Source organism: Streptomyces sp. NPDC058291, from assembly GCF_042880855.1.
In the GTDB taxonomy this organism is placed as follows: Bacteria; Actinomycetota; Actinomycetes; order Streptomycetales; family Streptomycetaceae; genus Streptomyces.
Window position 1 is genome coordinate 1 of sequence record NZ_JBHVYK010000101.1, and the last position, 17051, is coordinate 17051.

The 17051-nt window shown below is 73.7% G+C and carries 18 protein-coding genes and 2 pseudogenes; 8 read left to right on the forward strand and 12 right to left on the reverse strand.

Annotation, left to right across the window (positions count from 1 at the left end; genetic code table 11):
- Positions 1-202 precede the first annotated feature (202 nt).
- Positions 203-1618, forward strand: coding sequence for an aspartate ammonia-lyase (gene aspA, locus ACFVYK_RS33080; RefSeq protein WP_389780384.1), 1416 nt, complete (start codon positions 203-205; stop codon positions 1616-1618).
- A 57-nt stretch (positions 1619-1675) separates the two neighbouring features.
- On the forward strand, positions 1676-2614 hold the full coding sequence (locus ACFVYK_RS33085; RefSeq protein WP_389780385.1) for a glutaminase: 939 nt from the start codon (positions 1676-1678) through the stop codon (positions 2612-2614).
- 83 nt (positions 2615-2697) lie between these two features.
- Here the strand turns inward: ACFVYK_RS33085 and ACFVYK_RS33090 are convergent, their stop codons facing one another.
- The 3 genes from ACFVYK_RS33090 to rho all read right to left on the reverse strand — a co-directional run bounded on the left by ACFVYK_RS33090 (position 2698) and on the right by rho (position 6160).
- Positions 2698-3420, reverse strand: a complete 723-nt coding sequence (locus ACFVYK_RS33090) for an alpha/beta fold hydrolase (RefSeq protein WP_389780386.1) — start codon at positions 3418-3420, stop codon at positions 2698-2700.
- Between the two features lie 103 nt (positions 3421-3523).
- Entirely contained in the window at positions 3524-4855 is a 1332-nt protein-coding gene (locus ACFVYK_RS33095; protein WP_389780388.1) for a D-alanyl-D-alanine carboxypeptidase family protein, read from the reverse strand.
- A 165-nt stretch (positions 4856-5020) separates the two neighbouring features.
- Positions 5021-6160 carry a transcription termination factor Rho gene (gene rho, locus ACFVYK_RS33100; RefSeq protein WP_389780389.1) on the reverse strand — a complete coding sequence of 380 codons (1140 nt, stop codon included), beginning with the start codon at positions 6158-6160 and terminating at the stop codon, positions 5021-5023.
- A 524-nt stretch (positions 6161-6684) separates the two neighbouring features.
- Between rho and ACFVYK_RS33105 the strand changes: the two genes are divergently transcribed.
- Positions 6685-7575 carry a hypothetical protein gene (locus ACFVYK_RS33105; RefSeq protein ID WP_389780391.1) on the forward strand — a complete coding sequence of 297 codons (891 nt, stop codon included), beginning with the start codon at positions 6685-6687 and terminating at the stop codon, positions 7573-7575.
- A gap of 114 nt (positions 7576-7689) precedes the next feature.
- On the opposite strand, the gene ACFVYK_RS33110 is transcribed toward ACFVYK_RS33105, so the two are convergent.
- Positions 7690-8097 carry a nuclear transport factor 2 family protein gene (locus tag ACFVYK_RS33110; protein ID WP_389780393.1) on the reverse strand — a complete coding sequence of 136 codons (408 nt, stop codon included), beginning with the start codon at positions 8095-8097 and terminating at the stop codon, positions 7690-7692.
- Positions 8098-8172: 75 nt separating this feature from the next.
- On the opposite strand from ACFVYK_RS33110, the gene ACFVYK_RS33115 reads away from it, so the two are divergent.
- Both ACFVYK_RS33115 and ACFVYK_RS33120 read left to right on the forward strand, forming a co-directional pair.
- Complete coding sequence (locus ACFVYK_RS33115) at positions 8173-8736, forward strand: PadR family transcriptional regulator (RefSeq protein WP_389780394.1); 564 nt, start codon at positions 8173-8175, stop codon at positions 8734-8736.
- 5 nt (positions 8737-8741) lie between these two features.
- Positions 8742-9509, forward strand: coding sequence for a class I SAM-dependent methyltransferase (locus ACFVYK_RS33120; RefSeq protein ID WP_389780395.1), 768 nt, complete (start codon positions 8742-8744; stop codon positions 9507-9509).
- On the opposite strand, the pseudogene ACFVYK_RS33125 reads toward ACFVYK_RS33120, so the two are convergent.
- From ACFVYK_RS33125 to ACFVYK_RS33150, 6 genes and pseudogenes are all read right to left on the reverse strand, one after another.
- Positions 9490-9573: pseudogene (locus ACFVYK_RS33125) on the reverse strand (GntR family transcriptional regulator); the annotation flags it as partial. The gene ACFVYK_RS33120 and the pseudogene ACFVYK_RS33125 overlap by 20 nt on opposite strands.
- A gap of 135 nt (positions 9574-9708) precedes the next feature.
- Positions 9709-10146: pseudogene (locus ACFVYK_RS33130) on the reverse strand (serine hydrolase); the annotation flags it as partial.
- A 121-nt stretch (positions 10147-10267) separates the two neighbouring features.
- Positions 10268-11236, reverse strand: coding sequence for an acetylxylan esterase (locus ACFVYK_RS33135; RefSeq protein ID WP_389780396.1), 969 nt, complete (start codon positions 11234-11236; stop codon positions 10268-10270).
- Positions 11237-11322: 86 nt separating this feature from the next.
- Positions 11323-11910, reverse strand: coding sequence for a hypothetical protein (locus ACFVYK_RS33140; RefSeq protein WP_389780397.1), 588 nt, complete (start codon positions 11908-11910; stop codon positions 11323-11325).
- Positions 11911-12166: 256 nt separating this feature from the next.
- Positions 12167-12964, reverse strand: a complete 798-nt coding sequence (locus ACFVYK_RS33145; RefSeq protein ID WP_389780398.1) for a ferredoxin reductase — start codon at positions 12962-12964, stop codon at positions 12167-12169.
- Positions 12957-13562: a sulfite oxidase-like oxidoreductase gene (locus ACFVYK_RS33150; protein WP_389780400.1), complete on the reverse strand. Its 606-nt coding sequence runs from the start codon at positions 13560-13562 to the stop codon at positions 12957-12959. Before ACFVYK_RS33150 ends, ACFVYK_RS33145 begins: the two co-directional genes overlap by 8 nt.
- 226 nt (positions 13563-13788) lie before the next feature.
- Between ACFVYK_RS33150 and ACFVYK_RS33155 the strand changes: the two genes are divergently transcribed.
- The gene (locus tag ACFVYK_RS33155) at positions 13789-14016 is read left to right on the forward strand and encodes a zinc-binding dehydrogenase (protein ID WP_389780402.1); all 228 of its coding nucleotides are present in this window, start codon (positions 13789-13791) and stop codon (positions 14014-14016) included.
- Positions 14013-14798 carry a GNAT family N-acetyltransferase gene (locus ACFVYK_RS33160; protein WP_389780403.1) on the forward strand — a complete coding sequence of 262 codons (786 nt, stop codon included), beginning with the start codon at positions 14013-14015 and terminating at the stop codon, positions 14796-14798. The genes ACFVYK_RS33155 and ACFVYK_RS33160 overlap by 4 nt, the downstream gene beginning before the upstream one ends.
- A 24-nt stretch (positions 14799-14822) precedes the next feature.
- On the opposite strand, the gene ACFVYK_RS33165 is transcribed toward ACFVYK_RS33160, so the two are convergent.
- Positions 14823-15263 (reverse strand): MarR family winged helix-turn-helix transcriptional regulator, encoded by a 441-nt coding sequence (locus ACFVYK_RS33165; RefSeq protein ID WP_389780405.1) that lies wholly within the window; start codon positions 15261-15263, stop codon positions 14823-14825.
- 247 nt (positions 15264-15510) lie between these two features.
- Here ACFVYK_RS33165 and ACFVYK_RS33170 point away from each other — a divergent pair, with 247 nt between their 5' ends.
- A complete protein-coding gene (locus tag ACFVYK_RS33170; RefSeq protein ID WP_389780406.1) occupies positions 15511-16332 on the forward strand; it encodes a putative protein N(5)-glutamine methyltransferase in 822 nt (273 codons plus the stop codon).
- Here the strand turns inward: ACFVYK_RS33170 and ACFVYK_RS33175 are convergent.
- Complete coding sequence (locus tag ACFVYK_RS33175; RefSeq protein WP_389780408.1) at positions 16325-16990, reverse strand: hypothetical protein; 666 nt, start codon at positions 16988-16990, stop codon at positions 16325-16327. The genes ACFVYK_RS33170 and ACFVYK_RS33175 overlap by 8 nt on opposite strands.
- Positions 16991-17051 lie beyond the last annotated feature (61 nt).

Here is a 17051-nt window from a genome sequence, read left to right on the forward strand (position 1 = left end):
GCCCCCAAAGTCTCCCCGTCCCCGCCGTCCCGCCGGACGGCCCCACCCGGCCGAGCCCGCGCGGCCGGCCCACTGAACCGCCGTCCCGGTCACCACCGGGCCGGCGCCCGACCGGCTCGGGCGGACGCCATCCCGTACCGCCCGAGCCGGCCGCTCCTCCTCCGCTCCGCCGCCACCGCCCTCAGAAAGAGGCCGCACCCTCATGACCGCCGCCGCCGTCACCCGCAGCGAACACGACCTGCTCGGAGACCGGGACGTCCCCGCCGACGCGTACTGGGGCGTCCACACCCTGCGCGCCACGGAGAACTTCCCCATCACCGGGACGCCGATCTCCGCCTACCCGCACCTCATCGACGCGCTCGCCGCGGTCAAGGAGGCCGCCGCCCTCGCCAACGAGGAACTCGGTCTGCTCGCCCACGAGAAAGCCGCCGCCATCGTCGCCGCCTGCCGGGAGATCCGCGCCGGGAAGCTGCACGACCAGTTCGTCGTCGACGTCGTGCAGGGCGGAGCCGGCACCTCGACCAACATGAACGCCAACGAGGTCGTCGCCAACCGGGCGCTGGAGTTCCTCGGGCACGGGAAGGGGCAGTACCGGCACCTGCACCCCAACGAGGACGTCAACCTCGGCCAGTCCACCAATGACGTCTACCCGACCGCCGTCAAGATAGCGACGGTCTTCGCGGTGCGTGGACTGCTCAAGGCGATGGCCGTACTGCAGGACGCCTTCGCCCGTAAGGCCGTCGAGTTCCGTGACGTGCTCAAGATGGGCCGTACACAGTTGCAGGACGCGGTCCCCATGACGCTGGGTCAAGAGTTCTCGGCCTATGCCGTCATGATTGACGAGGACCGCAACCGTCTTGACGAGGCAGTCCAGTTGATCTACGAGATCAACCTGGGCGCCACGGCCATCGGCACCGGCCTCAACGCCCCCGCCGGATACGCCGAGTCGGCCCGCCGCCACCTCGCCGAGATCACCGGGCTGCCGCTCGTCACCGCGGCCAACCTGGTCGAAGCCACCCAGGACTGCGGCGCGTTCGTCCAGATGTCCGGCGTGCTGAAGCGGGTCGCCGTCAAGCTCTCCAAGAGCTGCAACGACCTGCGGCTGCTGTCGTCGGGGCCGCGCGCGGGGCTGGGCGAGATCAACCTGCCGCCGGTCCAGGCCGGTTCGTCGATCATGCCCGGCAAGGTCAACCCGGTGATCCCCGAGGTCGTCAACCAGGTCGCCTTCGAGGTGATCGGCAACGACGTCACCATCACCATGGCGGCCGAGGCCGGACAGCTCCAGCTCAACGCCTTCGAGCCGATCATCCTGCACTCCCTGTCGGAGTCGATCACCCATCTGCGCGCCGCCTGCCTCACCCTCGCCGAACGCTGCGTCGACGGCATCACCGCCAACACCGCGGCGCTGCGCGCGAGCGTCGAGAACTCCATCGGCCTGGTCACCGCGCTCAACCCGCACATCGGGTACACGGCGGCCACGGACATCGCCAAGGAGGCCCTCGTCACGGGCCGAGGCGTCGCCGAACTGGTCCTGGAGAAGGGTCTGCTGCCGGCCGAGCGGCTGGCCGACCTGCTGCGCCCCGAGGTGCTCGCCGGCAGCGGCTCGCCTCTGAAGTGAACCTGCCCGACCACCCCTGACCGGCCGCGAACGCGCCCGGACCGGCACGGAGGCACAATGGTGATCATGACAACGACGTCGTCCCGCGCCTTCCAGCCGGTCCTGGAACGCATCGCCGAGGAGATGGAGCGCACCCCCGGCCGTGGCCGGCCCGCCGACTACATTCCGGCGCTCGCCGCCTGCGACCCGCGTCGCTTCGGGATGGCCGTCGCGGAGCCCGACGGCACGGTGTACGGCGTGGGGGACTGGCGCGAGCCGTTCTCCACGCAGTCCATCACCAAGGTCTTCACCCTCGCCCTGGTTCTGACCCGTGAGGGCGACGAACTCTGGGAGCACGTGGGCCGCGAGCCCTCGGGCAACCCGTTCAACTCCCTGGTGCAGCTCGAGTACGAACAGGGCATCCCGCGCAACCCCTTCGTCAACGCGGGCGCCCTGGTCGTCACCGACCGACTCCACACCCGAACCGGAGACGCGGCCGGCGAGCTCCTCGGCTTCCTGCGCGCCGAGAGCGGCAACCCCGCGCTGGACTTCGACGAGGACGTCGCCGCCTCCGAGTCCGCGCACGGCGACCGCAATGCCGCCCTCGCCCATTTCATGGCGTCCTACGGCAACATCGACAACGACGTGCCGACCCTGCTGGACCAGTACTTCCGCCAGTGCTCGCTGACCGCCTCCTGCGCCGACCTCGCCCTGGCGACCGGTTTCCTCGCCCGGCACGGCATCCGCGCCGACGGCAGCCGCCTGCTCACCCGCAGCCAGGCCAAGCAGGTCAACGCGGTGATGCTGACCTGCGGCACCTACGACGCGGCCGGTGAGTTCGCCTACCGGGTCGGCCTGCCCGGCAAGAGCGGCGTCGGCGGCGGGATCATCGCCGTCGTGCCGGGCCGCTGCACGCTGTGCGTGTGGAGCCCCGGCCTGGACGAACGCGGCAACTCGGTGGCCGGCGTGGCCGCCCTGGACCGGTTCACCACCCTCACGGGCCTGTCGGTGTTCTGAGCCCGGCCGCTCGGCTCACTCCGCGTGGTCCGGTGCGTCCAGGAACTCGTCGAGGAGCGGGAGCAGCAGGGTCGTGCGCCGCATCAGCGACATGTGCGTGGTCGCCGGCAGGACGGCCAGTCGGGCCCGGGGGTCAGCCGTTGCATCTCGGCCGCGTGCTCGATCCGCACGAAGTCGGTGTCGCCGATCACCAGCAGCGTGGGCGCGCGCAGATCCCGCAGGTCGTCGGCGGTCCAGGGCAGCGGGGCCTGGGCCGCGGCGGTGCACTTGGCGATGAGGTCCCGGAAGCGCTCGGGCTGCGGCGCGACAGCGGTGTACGCGTCGCTCATCTCCTGGAAGTCCGCCTGGCCGGGCATGCGCGGCGAGGTGTGGTCCCCGGTGCGGATCTCCTCGTGGTAGCCGTCCTGGGTGTACTGGGTGGCGGCCAGCACGAGCCGCCCGACGCGCTCGGGGTGTCGCAGCGCGAGGTGCAGCGCGGTCAGCCCGCCGAGGCTGAATCCGAGCAGGTCGGCCTGCTCGACGCCCAGCGCGTCGAGCAGCGCCACCACGTCGCCGGCCAGGTTCGCCGGTGTCATGGCGCGGTCGACGTCGGCGGTGTGGCCGTGTCCCTGGAGTTCCGGAGCCACGACGCGGCGACCGGCGGACAGCGCGGGCAGCACGGCCCCGAAGGACAGGTCCACGGTGAGCACGCCGCCGTGCAGCAGCACCAGCGGACGTCCCCTCCCGTCGTCGCAGCCGTGGCTCTCGTAGTACATCTCCAAGCCGTTGACCTTGGCATAGTCGGAGTTGTCCGGCACGTTCGTCACGTCCGTTCGGTAGGTCTGGTCGGTAGGTCCTGGGACTCAGGACAGACCGCCCGGGCCGGCGAAACTCATCGCCGGGGCGCCGCCCGGTGTGGCCGGCCGTCGGTCACTTTCCCGGGGAACCGCGGCCCGCGAGCCGCAGCACCAGCGCCACGGCGGCCCCGCCCAGGGCGGCGGCGCCCACGACGAGCGCGGCCTCGGACCAGTCGGGAGCCCCGGAGCCGGAGTCGGAGCCGGAGTCGGCTCGGACCGCGGCCGCGCCCGTGCTCGTGCTCGTCGGGGTGGGCGTCGGCACGGGTTGCGTCGACGCGCCGGGTGACGACGCAGCCGGGGGCAGGGCGGGTGCGGAGGGCGTCGAGGGCGTCGGCCGCGCGGTCGATGCGGGCCCCGGGCCGGACCGGGGGCGAGTGCGCGGGCGCAGCGCGTCCAGCGAGCCCACCGGATCGACCCGTCCGGCTGCCGCGAAACCCCAGTCCAGCAGCTCCCGCGCCTCCTCGTAGACGGCGAATCCGCCGCCCGCCTGAGGGTGCATCACCGTCACGACCAGGGTGCGTCCGCCCCGGCGGGCGGCGGCGACGAGGGTGTTGCCGGCGTTGCTGGTGTAGCCGTTCTTGATCCCGATCAGCCCCGGGTACGGCTCGACGCCGTCCGCCCCGGTGAGCAGCCGGTTGGTGTTGGCGATCCCGTAGGACTCCTCCCCGTCCCCCGGGAACAGCGCTTCCGCGGTCGCGCAGTAGTGCGCGAAGTCCGGATTGCGCAGCCCCTCCCGTCCGAACACCGCCAGGTCGTAGGCGGACGACACCTGGCCGGGCGCGTCGTAGCCGTCGGGCGACAGCACCTGGGTGTCCAGCGCGCCCAGGGACCGCGCCTTGGCCTGCATCCGGACGGCGGCGGCGTCCCAGCCGCCGCTGAGCGACGCCAGGACGTGCACGGCGTCGTTGCCGGAGTTGAGGAACACGCCTCGCCACAGATCGGCGATCCGGTACGTGTGGCCCTCGGCGACCCCGACGAGGCTGCTGCCGGGCCCGATGCCCGCGAGTTCCTCGGCGCTCACCCGGTGCTGGAGCTCGCCGGGCAGCACCGGCAGCACGGTCAGGGCGAAGAGGGTCTTGAGGGTGCTGGCGGGGGGCAGCCCGCGGTGCGCGTTCGACGCGGCGAGCACCTCGCCGGTCCGGGCGTCGGACACCAGCCACGACAGGGCGGAGACGTCCGGGATCTCGGGGGCGCCGTGGCGCGGCCTGACCTGCGTGCCGGAGCGGTACAGCAGCGACGGCCGTACCACCGTCACGCCCGCTCCGCCGGCCTCGCCCGGTGCGCCGGGGTGTCCTGGGTCCGTGTCGGCCGGGGCGGCGGCCGCGGCGGGCCCGAGCGCGAGGACGCCGGCCACACAGAACGCGCAGGCCGTCGATGCGGCCCGGGAAGAGAATCCGATCGTCATACGATCAACCTAGGAACGGTCGGCGGTTTCCCGGTGCTGCCCGTGCCGGAGGGGCCCGCGCGAGCACCCGGATGCCACACGCCACGCGGTTCCGGCGTCGTCCGGCCGCCGTTCGATGCCGTCCGGTCGCGGGTCCGGTGGCGGTCCGGCCGTCGTCCGGGCGTTCTAGACGGCGGGCAGCGTGGGCTGGATGCGGCGCAGGAAGGACGCGTTGTCGGGGGTCTCGCGCATCCGCTCCAGGAGCGTCTCGAGGTTCGCCTGGCCCTCCCGGGTCTGCAGGGCCCGGCGCAGACCGCGCACGGCGCTCAACTCGGCCGGGGAGTGGAGGAGTTCCTCCCGGCGGGTGCCCGAGCCGTTGATGTCGACGGCCGGGAAGACGCGACGGGAGGCCGGTTCGCGGTCGAGGCGGAGCTCCATGTTGCCGGTGCTCTTGAGTTCCTCGAAGTAGAAGTCGTCGGCGCGGGAGCCCGTTTCGACCAGGACGGTGGCGAGGACGGTGAGAGAGCCGCCCTCCTCCGCGGCGCGCGCGGCGCCGAAGAACCGCTTGGGGCCGATCAGCGCGGTCGCGTCGACACCGCCGCTGAGGGTGCGGCCCCCGGCGGGCGCCGCGTTGTTGTGCGCCCGGCACAACCGGGTCAGCGAGTCCAGGAGGATCACGACGTCCTCGCCGGCCTCGACGAGCCGCTTGGCCCGTTCGACGACGAGTTCGGCCAGCGCGATGTGCTGTCGGGGCGCCCGGTCGAACGTCGAGGCGTACACCTCGCCGCGTACCGAGCGGCGCATGTCGGTGACCTCCTCGGGCCGCTCGTCGAGGAGGACGACCATCAGCCGTGCCTCGGGGTGGTTGCCGGCCACGGCGGCGGCGATCTGCTGGAGCAGCACGGTCTTGCCCGTCTTGGGCGGCGCGACGATCAGCCCGCGCTGTCCCTTGCCGACGGGTGCGAGGAGATCGGCGACCCGTCCGGCGAGACCCGCGGCGGGGTGTTCGAGGCGGAGCCGCTCGTGGGGGTGCAGGGGGGTGAGGTCGCGGAAGTGCCGGCGGCCGTGCAGCGCGTGGGGGGCGCGGCCGTCGACGCGGGCGACCTCGGTCAGGGTGCGCTGGGCGCCGCGCACGCCCTCGACGAGGTCGCCCGCGCGCAGGCCGTGACGGCGGATCAGCGCGGCCGGGACCTGGACGTCGTCCGGCGTGGGCAGGCAGTCCGCGGGGCGCAGGCGCCCCTTGCCGCTCGCGTCGACGTCGAGGACGCCGGAGGCGGTCGTGGCCGCGGGCTGCTGCACAGGGGGGTGTTCGAGTGTGGTGGTCATGATGGCCGGTCCTTTCACGGACGGAAGGCAAGGGGACATGCGAAGGGGGGAGAGCAGCCGCGGAGGGAGGGCGCACGGCGCGCCTCGGGCGGCGGGAACGGCACCGCGGTCACGGCGAAGCAGTGCCCTGGCGGTGGTGCGGAAAAGCCGCTGCACCGGCCGGAAACGGCGGGTGTCGACGCGGGGAGTGGAGAAGAGACCGGCACCGGCGCCCGACAGGGGGCGTACACAAGTGCCAGTCGCACTGTAGCACACCGATCGGCCGCGACGGCTGCTTCGCTCGTTGGCGCGTTCCCGGTGCCTTCCGCCGGTGCGTTCCGCAGGTGCCTTCGCCTGAAGCGACTTTCGGCGGGCGGCCCGGCCAGGCCCGCGCGAGAGGGGACGGCGGGCGGTGCGCGACGGGGTGAGCCCTGCGGGAGGGGTGAGGAATCCGGCCTGTCCCGAGTTTGCCGCAGATGTCCCCACAGAGTAACGATCCGTGACGGCAGGGGACTTGACCGCCATACCTGCATTATCTTCACGTCATGTCCACGCCGCCTCAGTCTCCGCAGCAGCCGGAGCAGCCGTCCGGGGCGCCGGCCCAGCCGAGCGCGTACCCCTATCCGAATCCGCAGTCGCCGGCGCCCGGCGGGCCGATGGGCTTCCCGCCGGCCGCGCAACCGACCCAGGCCGGCCAGCAGAGCGTCTACGCCCAGCCCACTCTGGTCGGCCACCCCGTTCAGCCCCAGCCGGGCAACCCGTACCTCCAGCCGGGCCCGTATCCCGCCGTCGGCCCGCCGCCCACGGGCGGCGGCGGCGCCGGGCGAGCGGTCCTGTGGGCCGTGGTCGGCGCGGTGGTGGCGTCGGCCGCCTGGGCGGCCGGCGTCTTCCTGACCGCGTCCGGCGACGACGCGGACCTGCGCGGCTACACGGCGCCGACGAACCTGTGCACCTCCACCGACTACGCCTCGTTCAAGGAGGAGTACACGGCCGAGGACAGCGCCCCGACCCACAACGGCATCAAGGACGAGGCCCTCGACGAGGGCCTGTGCAACATCAGCCTGAAGAAGTCCGGTTCGAGCTACTCGGACGCCTACCTCTACACCCAACTCGACCTGCACAAGAAGACCGATCCGGGGCCCGAGTTCACCGCCGCGTGGAAGAACTACGGCGACAGCCACAAGGGTTACGACGTGGAGAGCGTCGCGGACATCGGCGACGAGGCCTACCTCGTCAGCGACGACACCACCTCCGGCTCGACGAGCGGTTCGCTCTACGCCACGCTCGCCGTCCGGGACGGCTGGGTCACCTACACGATGAGCTACAGCGCCTACTACACCTCCTACGACACCGACACCGATCCGCCCACGCTCGCCCAGGTCTCGGCCTGGCTGAAGACGGACACCCGGGCGACCCTGCGCGACCTGCGGGGCTGACGTCCTGCGGGTCGGAGTCCCGTCGGGTTCGGAGTCCCGTCGGGTTCGGAGCCTTGCGGGTTCGGAGCCTTGCGGGTCCGGAGCCCTGCGGGTCCGGAGCCCTGCGGGATGTGATCAGGAGGCGGAGGCCGACCGGGCCTCCGCCTCCTTCGTGATCTCCTCGAACCGCGCGCCCATCGCGGCCGCGAGGGCCTGCGCCCCCGACAGCGGGCGCACCATGACGGTGAGGTCGTCGATGAGCCCGTCGTCGTCGAGGTGGATGAAGTCGCAGCCGGTCAGCTGCCGATCGCCCACCCGGGCCGTGAACACCAGGGCGTGGTCGCGGCCGTCGCCCCCGTCGAGTTCCCGCTCGTAACGGAAGTCCTCGAACACCTGGAACACCGCGCGCAGGATGGACGCGGTGATCGCCTTGCCCGGGTACGGCCTGAACACGACCGGACTGGTGAACACCACGTCGTCGGCCAGCAACGCCTCGACGGCGTCGAGGTCGCCGGCCTCGACCGCCTCGCGGAACGCGCGCATCGGATCTCCCATCGAATTGGTCAATTTGTTGATTAGGTGCGGTTGAGGATAATCACCTCCTGTTACCGTGTCCACATGTCCCTCAAGTACGCCGTCCTGGCCGCCCTGCTGGAGGGCGAGGCCTCGGGCTACGAGCTGTCCAAGGCGTTCGACGTCTCCCTCGCGAACTTCTGGCCCGCGACCCCGCAACAGCTCTACCGCGAACTGGAACGCCTCGCACAGGACGGTCTGATCCAGGCGCGCGTGGTGCAGCAGGAACGCCGTCCCAACAAGCGGATGTTCACCCTCACGGAGGCCGGCCGGGAGGACCTGAGCTCCTTCGCGGTGACCCCGCCGCGCAGGCCCACCGCCGTCCGGGACGAACTCCTGATCAAGATCCAGGCCATGGACGCCGGCGACCCCGGGGCCGCCCGCGCGCTGATCGAGGAGCGGATGACCTGGTCGCGCGGCAAGCTCGACCGCTACGAACGCGTCCGCGACCGTCTGCTCGACGGGCGCACCGAGGACGAGTACCTGGCCGAGGCCGACCGCGTCGGCCCCTATCTCACCCTGATGGGCGGCATCGGTTTCGAGGAGGCCAACCTGCGCTGGTGCGAGCGCGCCCTGGCGCTCTTGCGGCGGCGCGCCGCCGTAGGGTGACACCGATGTTCAGCCCCGAAGGCCCCACCCTGCGCGAACTCGCCGTCCAGGCCCTGTCGTCCGTCGAGCGCGGCTACGACCTGCTGGCGCCGAAGTTCGACCACACCCCTTTCCGCACCCCCGACTCCGTCCTGGACGCGGTCGCCTCGGCCCTGAAGGCGTCCGGCCCGTACCAGGACGGCCTGGACCTGTGCTGCGGCACGGGCGCCGGCGTCGACGTGCTGGCCGCGGTGTGCCGCCGCAGCGTGACCGGGGTCGACTTCAGCGCGGGCATGCTCGACGTGGCCCGCGGGCGGACGCCCGCCCCGGGCCCGCGGGCGTCCTGGGTACGGGCGGACGCCCGCGCCCTGCCCTTCACGGCCGCCTTCGACCTCGTCGTGAGCTTCGGGGCCTTCGGGCACTTCCTGCCCCGCGAACTGCCGGGCCTGTTCGCCCAGGTGCACGGTGCGCTGCGGCCAGGGGGGCGCTTCGCGTTCCCCGTCCTCGCTCCGCCGCGGCCTTCCTCCCCGGCCTTCTGGATGCTGCTCGGCTTCGACGCGGCGATGCGCGTGCGCAACGCCGTCCGGCGACCTCCGTTCGTGATGTACTACCGGGCCTTCCGGCTCGGTGAGGTGCGGCGCGCGCTGGAGCGGGCCGGGTTCCGTGTCACCCTGCGCGCCCTGCCGGAGTTCGGCGCGAGGGACGACGGGACCCCGCGGGCGCGGCTGGTCGAGGCGCTGCGCACCGACGACGCGGACGGCCCGGGCGGGCCCGTCACGCCGCCGGGAGCGTGAACGCGTAGACCAGCGCCTCCCGCTCGGCGTCCACCACGAGGTCGGTGATCTCCAGGGGGCGCGCGGATCGCCGGATCGGCCGAAACCGTCCCGCCCGCCGCCGCCCCGCCGCTCTCGCGTCCCGCCCGGCCGGCCTCGCACTCCGCGACCGCCGCTCTCGCGTCCCGCGACGGTCTCCCGCTCCTCGTGGCGACCGGGCTCACAACACGCCGTACAGGGCGTCGATCAGGGCCGTCTTCCGTGGGTCGTCGGCGATACGCGGCCCCAGCCGGTTCATCACGTACCCCAGGGACACCCCGGCCTCCGGGTCGGCCCGTCCGCACGAGCCGCCGAAGCCGTCGTGACCGAAAGCGCACGGGTTGGGTCCGTACGAGCCGTTCGGCCCGCTGAGCCACAGCCCCGGACCGATCTCCGTCTCGTGCTCCAACCCGGCCCCCAGGACCAGGTCCAGACAGGCGCCCTGGCCTTCGCGCACCCGCTCGGCCGCCTCCGGGGACAGGATGCGCCGGCCGCCGTACGCGCCCCGGCCGGCGAGGACGCCGTAGAGCGCGGCGACGGCCGGCCGAACGCGGTGCACACCGCGGCGAACCGCGGGTCGCAGTGGCCGTGAACCTCTGGCACGTGCTCGGACATGGGGCCTCCGTGGTCCGCCGGGACGTCCGGACCGCGACGGTGCGGTCCGGGCGCCCCCCCGAACGTACCGACTGGCGGACTGGAGGAAGGCGGCCGGCGGTGATCCGGCCGCGTCGGGCGGCGGCTCAGGCGTACGAGCGCAGCCACCGCAGCTTGACCGCCTCCTGGTAAGGGCCGCCGCCCTCGTGGTCGTTGAACTCGTAGACCTCGATCGCCTTGTCCTCGTGCGGCCAGGCGTTGAAGGCGGCGAACACGGTCGAGGGCGGGCAGGTCTGGTCCTCCAGCGCCGCGGAGAACAGCGCCGGGGCCGAGCCGCGCGCCGCGAAGTGGACCCCGTCGAAGTACGACAGGGTGCGCAGCGCGTCCTCGGTGCGGCCGCGGTGCGTCTTGAGGAACAGACCTATCTCACGGTACGGGTGACGGTCCGTCAGTGTGGCCGCCCGGGGGAAGTCGCACAGGAACGGCACGTCGGGCGCGACCGCCGCCAGGTCGGGCACCAGCCCGCCCACGGCGATGGTGATGCCGCCGCCCTGGCTCGCGCCGACGGCCACGGTCCGCGAGGCGTCGGCCAGCGGATGCGAACGGGCCGCCTCGACCGCGCGGACGGCGTCCGTGAACACCCGGCGGTAGTAGTAGTTCTCCGGGGCGTCGAGGCCCCGGGTCATGAACCCGGGGTACGAGGGCGCCCCGCCCACCGGGTCCGGGGTGCCGCCCCCGCCGCCCCACGCGCTGCCCTGGCCGCGGGTGTCCATGAGGAAGTGCGCGCGGCCCGTGGACGCCCACAGCAGGTGCTCGTGCGGCAACCCGCGTCCGCCGCCGTATCCGACGAACTCCACCACCAGGGGCAGCGGTCGATCGGCCCCGGCGGGCAGCGTCAGCCAGCCCTTGACCGGGTGTCCGCCGAACCCGGCGAACGTCACGTCGTACACCTGCACCGTGGCCAGGCCCGTGTCGACCGGCTCGAAGCGGGCGTCCAGATCGTGCTCGCGGGCTTCGTGGAGGGTCTTGGACCAGAACGCGTCGAAATCCCCGGGCTCGGTGGAGTCGCTGCGGTAGCCGGGGAGTTCGTCGCGGGACAGGTCGAACAGGGCCATGGAGGACCGCCTTTTGTCAATTGCCCATACGAATGATCACACCGTACGGGGGGCGCGGGAGGCGTCGCCAGACCCCATGACGAGCTTCAGGCGGGCCTGTGCCGGGTCCACTGCGGCTCGGTGCGCGCCCACTCCCGTTCCCACTCGGCCAGCCGGTGACGCATGGCCACCCGGCGGACGACGGCGTGCCCGAGCAGCACCGTGGCCGCCGAGCCGCCGGCCACGCAGACGCCGAGCGTGAGGGTGTGCTGCCAGACCATCGTGTCGCTCGGCGGGGGCGCGACGCTGCGGCCGTGGCCGTCGAACCACACGTCCACCATGTCTCCTCGGTGCGTGCCCGCCGGCACCCGTGCGGTGGCCGTCCGCGCGTGCTCGCCCGGCGGAGTCCACCGCACGCTCACCGGGACCGTCTGCTGCCTGCCGCCCTCCACCGCGGGCATGACCCCGGGCGGGCGGCTGACGACCTGCGCGGTCACCCGGTGCCGGTCGGCCCGCTGGCCGACCGCCGCCGCCTGGGCGTCGTCATGGGCCCAACGGCCCACGAGCGCCCCGGCCAGCGGCACGGCGATCCACAGCAGCGCGGCGACCACCAGCGCCGTCCACGCTTCCACGACGTCCGACCGGCGCCGCAGCGGATCGTTCCCGCGACGCCAGCAGTGCGCCCCGCTTCGCATGTCGACCTCCTCGCCGTGACGCGGACGAGAGACCACCGGAGGGAGGTACTCCGTTCGGAGTACATCGTTTCACGCATCGCTCACGACGGCCCCTCGACCGCAGACGTCGGCGCCACCCCTGCCGCCGCGCTCCCCGCCGGAGAACCGGGTCGGGGAGCGGCGAGCGAGGTCGGGGGCGGCGAGCGAGGGCCGGGAGCGGAGCCCGGGGAGCGGCGGTCCCGGCAGGGCGGGCCGGCCGCGTCGGCGGGCGCCGCGGTCAGCCGAAGCGTTCGATCCGGATGCGGTCCACCGGCTGCCCGGCCCCGACCAGCAGGCGCGAGGCGTGCTCGGCGAACGCGTTCGAGCCGCACACGTACGCCTCCCAGCCGCCCACCGGCTGCTCGGCGAGCAGCGGCGCCAGGTGCTGTGCGCCGAGACGGCCCACGGGCACGCCCCGGGGCGCGCTCCGGGTGAACACCGGTGTCGTCTCCGCGCCGTACTCGCGCGCGTAGATCAGTTCCTCGGGGGCGCGGGCGGACACCAGCAGCCGCAGCGGCACGTCGAGACCACGCGCCCGGTGGTGACGGACCATCGACATCAGCGGGACGACCCCGGACCCGGCGCCGATCAGCAGCGCGGGCCGGTCGCCGGGCCAGGCGAAGAAGCCGCTGAGCGGGCCGCGCACCTCGACCTGGTCGCCCGGCTCGGCCGTGGTGTGGAACCAGCCCGAGACCTCGCCGCCGTCCACCCGGTCCAGCGTCAGCTCGATGTGCCCGCCGTCGTCGGGCGCGGAGGCGATCGAGTAGTGCCGCTGGGCGGTGTAGCCGTCCTGAGCGGTCAGCCGCAGCATCAGATGCTGGCCGGGCAGATGCCCCGTCCAGGCCGGCACCGCGAACCGGAAGGTCGACGCCAGCGGGGTCTCGCGGCGGATCTCCGTCAGCGTGGCCGTCTGCCACTCGGAGGCGGCCCGCTCGCTGACGGCGATCCGGCCGGGCACGGCGAACCGGGTCGCCGGCGTGAAGCCTGCGGACGGGGGAGCGGACGCCCCGGACGGGACGGCGAAGGCCTCAGTCACCGGAGTACCTCTGTTCCTCCCAGGGGTTGCCCCGCGCGTGATAGCCGTTCTGCTCCCAGAAGCCGGGCTCGTCGTGGTCGAGGAGACGCAGGCCCGCGATCCACTTGGCGCTCTTCCAGAAGTACAGGTGCGGCACCAGCAGCCGCGCCGGACCGCCGTGCTCGGCCGGGAGGGGCGCGCCGTCGTATTCGAAGGCGATCCAGGCCCGCCCGCCGGTGAGGTCCGCCAGCGGGAGGTTCGTGGTGTACCCGGTGTGGGAGTAGGCCACCGCGTGGGTCGCGGACGCGTCGGGCCGCACGGCGGCCAGGAACACGTCCAGGGAGACGCCCGCGAACCGCACCCCGAACTTCGACCAGCTCGTCACGCAGTGGATGTCGCCCTCGTAGGCGGACGCCGGGAGCGCGTGCGCCTCGTCCCAGTCCCAGGTGCGGGGCGTGCGTACCAGCCCGTCGACGCGGAAGGTCCAGTCGGCGGCCGCCAGGTCGGGTGTGACCTCGGCGGACAGGACGGGCCAGTCGTCGCCGGCGTCGTACTGGCCGGGGGGCAGTCCCGGATCGGCTGCGCGGGGGCGGCCGATGAAGCCTCGGGTGACGTTCATGGGGTTCCAGCGTGTGGGCGGCGATTGCTGTCGCAGTCCACGGTACGGGCAAGTCAGGGCCGCCCCGAACCGGGTCCGCCCGTCGATCGTCAAGGCCGTGTGAACACTCCCGTCGGCGGGGAATAGCCTCCGATCGCCCGCTCTTGCACGAGTCGTCCCCGGACCGCTGTTCCGGCGTGTCCGGCGGTCCGGGGACGACATGTGCCAGCGAAGGAGAGTGGGAGAGATGCCGAAGGCGTACGTCTTCACCCGGTTCGGCGGCCCGCAGACCGAGGCGCTCGTCGACCTGGAGCGGCCGCGTCCGGGTCCGGCGGCGGACCTCGTCGTGCGCGGGGACCTGAACCCGCACGTCACCGGGAGGTACCCGCTGGAGCGGGCCGGTGAGGCGCTGCGCGAGGTCGAGAGCGGCCACGCCCGGGGCAAGGTCGTCCTCGAGATCGGGGCGGGCGCATGAGCGGGACCGGGTCCGCACGGGGGCTCGCCGGGTCGGCCCCGGGGGAGGAGCGCGCGAGCGGCGACCCGGACCGGCACGTTCTCGACAATCCCGCGCTGGCCGCGCTGACCGGCCCGCACGCGCACTTCGCCGAGCGCCGGGGACGCGTCCTGCGCTATCCCGTCGACGTGTCGCCCTGGCTGGCGATGCCGGACGCGCCGGACGCCGACGACTGGGCGGACCTCGCGGCGCTGGCCGGCCCCGGAGCGGAGGTCCCGCTGCCCGGCTTCCGGGGCGACATCCCCGCCGGCTGGGAGGTCACCTTCCGGGTCGAGGGCGTGCAGTTCGTCGACGACGGGCTGGAGGCGGCCCCCGACCCGGAGGCGATCCGGCTCGGCCCCACCGACGTGCCCGAGATCCTCGACCTGGTGGCCCGCACCCGGCCGGGACCCTTCGAGGCCCGCACCATCGAGCTGGGCGACTACCTCGGCATACGCCGGGACGGCGCGCTGGTCGCCCTCGCCGGCGAGCGGCTGCGACCGCCGGGCTTCACCGAGATCAGCGCGGTCTGCACCGACCCGGCCTTCCGCGGCGAGGGACTGGCGACCCGGTTGATCCTGGCCGTCGCCCACGGCATCCGAGAACGCGGCGACACGCCCTTCCTGCACACCGGCGCGGGCAACACGAACGCCATCCGCCTCTACGAGTCCCTGGGTTTCCGCCTGCGCCGACGCACGACGTTCCTGGCCGCCAGGGCGCCGGAGCGACTGGGGGAGACGCGGGCGGCCGTCCCGCTGCCCTAGCCCGCGCCGGGGCGCTCGCCGGGGTCAGTCGCCGTCGGGGGCCGGGCCGGGCCACGCGTTGTAGCGCACCAGGTACTCCGCGAACCGCTCCAGGTCCGCGGCCGGCCACGCGGCCAGGCGTTCGTGGAAGGCGGCGCGCCGGCTCTCGGTGACCTGGGCGAGGATGCGCCGTCCGGCCTCGGTGAGGTGGAGGACCTGGACGCGGTGGTCCTCGGGGTCCTGGCGCCGGGCGATGAGGTCGGCGCGCTCCAGGGCGGCGACCTGCCGGCTGACCGTGGACTTGTCCAGGGCGTAGTGCGCGGCGAGGTCGGTGGCCCGGCAGCCGTCGCTCTCCTCCAGGTGGCCGAGCAGCGTGTACGACACCAGCGACAGTTCCGGATGCAGCCGGCCCGCCGAGGCGCGGGCCCGCCGGGCGAAGCTCGTCATCTCCCGCTGGATCGTCTCCACCGCGTCGGCTGCTTCCACCGGTCCACTCCTCCCTGGGGGCTCAGTTGCATAATACAACTGGAGGTCCCGGAGACGTCATGAACAGCGGGCGATCACTGGGGTAAGGTGGCCGACGGCCGTGGAGGTACCCGGTCGCGCGAGGCCGGGAGGTGGGACCCATCACCGCAGTGTCAGGTCGGGTGCTCCCCTCCCGTGACGGCGTGGACCGCCGCCGGTAGGCGATCGCGGGAGCGCCCTTCGACTTCTCGAAAGGCTTCTCGGCTCCATGCCTCCTCTCACCCCGGCACTCCCTTCCTCGTCCTCCTCTCAGCACTCGCCCTCCCGTGACGCTCTCGTCCTCGCCCTGCGCGCCGCCGGGTGCGTCTTCGCCGAGGAAGAGGCCGCGCTGATCGTCGACGCCGCACGGAACGCGGACGAGGCCGAGGCCATGGCCGCACGCCGTGCGGCGGGCCTGCCGCTCGAACACGTCGTCGGCTGGGCCGAGTTCCACGGTCTGCGCGTCACCGTCGGGCCGGGCGTCTTCGTGCCCCGCCGGCGCACCGAGTTCCTCGTCGACCAGGCGCTCGCCGCGGCGCCGCACGCGTCGGTGGTGGTGGACCTGTGCTGCGGCTCCGGGGCGGTCGCGGCCGCCCTGGCCGCCTCGCTCGGGCCGGTCGAGCTGCACGCCGCGGACATCGACCCGGTGGCGGTCGACTGCGCGCGGCGCAATCTCGCCGGGCACGGCGGGCACGCCTACGCGGGCGATCTCTTCGCGCCGCTGCCCGCCCGGCTGCGCGGTCGCGTCGACATCCTGGCCGCCAACGTGCCCTACGTCCCCACCGGCGAGGTGCCCCTGCTGCCGGCGGAGGCGCGTGAGCACGAACCCCTGACCGCCCTCGACGGCGGCGCCGACGGGCTGGACGTGCTGCGCCGGGTCGCCGCGGAGGCGCCGCACTGGCTGGCCGTCGGCGGCTGTCTCCTGGTGGAGACGGTCGAACGCCAGGCTGCGGCCGCCGTGGAGGCGTTCAGCCGCGCCGGTCTCGCGGTGCGGGTCGCACGGGACGAGGAGATGTCCGCCCAGGTGATCATCGGGACCAGGGTCAGGTAGCGGCGCCGCTGCCGGAGGGGCCGGGCGAGCGGTGCTCCCCGCCGCGATCCCACGGGCCGTGCCCGGGGCCGCCGCCACGGTGGTCGTCCCGGCCGCGGTCGCCGAAGGCGCCGGACAGGACCCGGTCGGCCGTGTACGTGTCCCCGGAGCGGGTTCCGACGACGAACACGGTGTCGCCCTTCGTCAGCGCGCCGGCCCCGGAGCCGGAGGCGCCGTCGGCCGACACGCGCGTGTCCGGGCCCACCGTCCACGTCCACGAGGCGCCGTCCTCGCTCTTGACGGTGGCGTGTCCGTCGTCCGCCTTCTCGACGGCGCCCCGCTGCCACACGCGGACGACCCAGTCGCCGGTGCCGGGGTCCTTCACGGTCGTCTCGCCGTGCGCCGCGTCGCCGCCGAGGCCGAACCACGGCCCGCCCGGTCCGTGTCGTCCGCCGGGCCCCTCGGACGAGGACGCGGACGGCGTCGCGGACGGCGACCCGCCGCCGGAGCCGTTCGACGTGGCCGCGTAGGCGACGGTGCCGCCCAGCGCCAGGACGGCGACGGTCGTGGCCGCGACCAGCGCCCGCGCACGGGGCGAACGCCCACGCGACGGCGTGCCCGCCGGGCTCTGAGGTCGCTGATGTTCCTGAGGCTCGTGCGGCTGCTGTGGCTCGTGCATGGCGGCTCACTCTCCTCGGCGGCGAACGGCAACGAACGGAAACGAGCGGGACCGGGCAGAA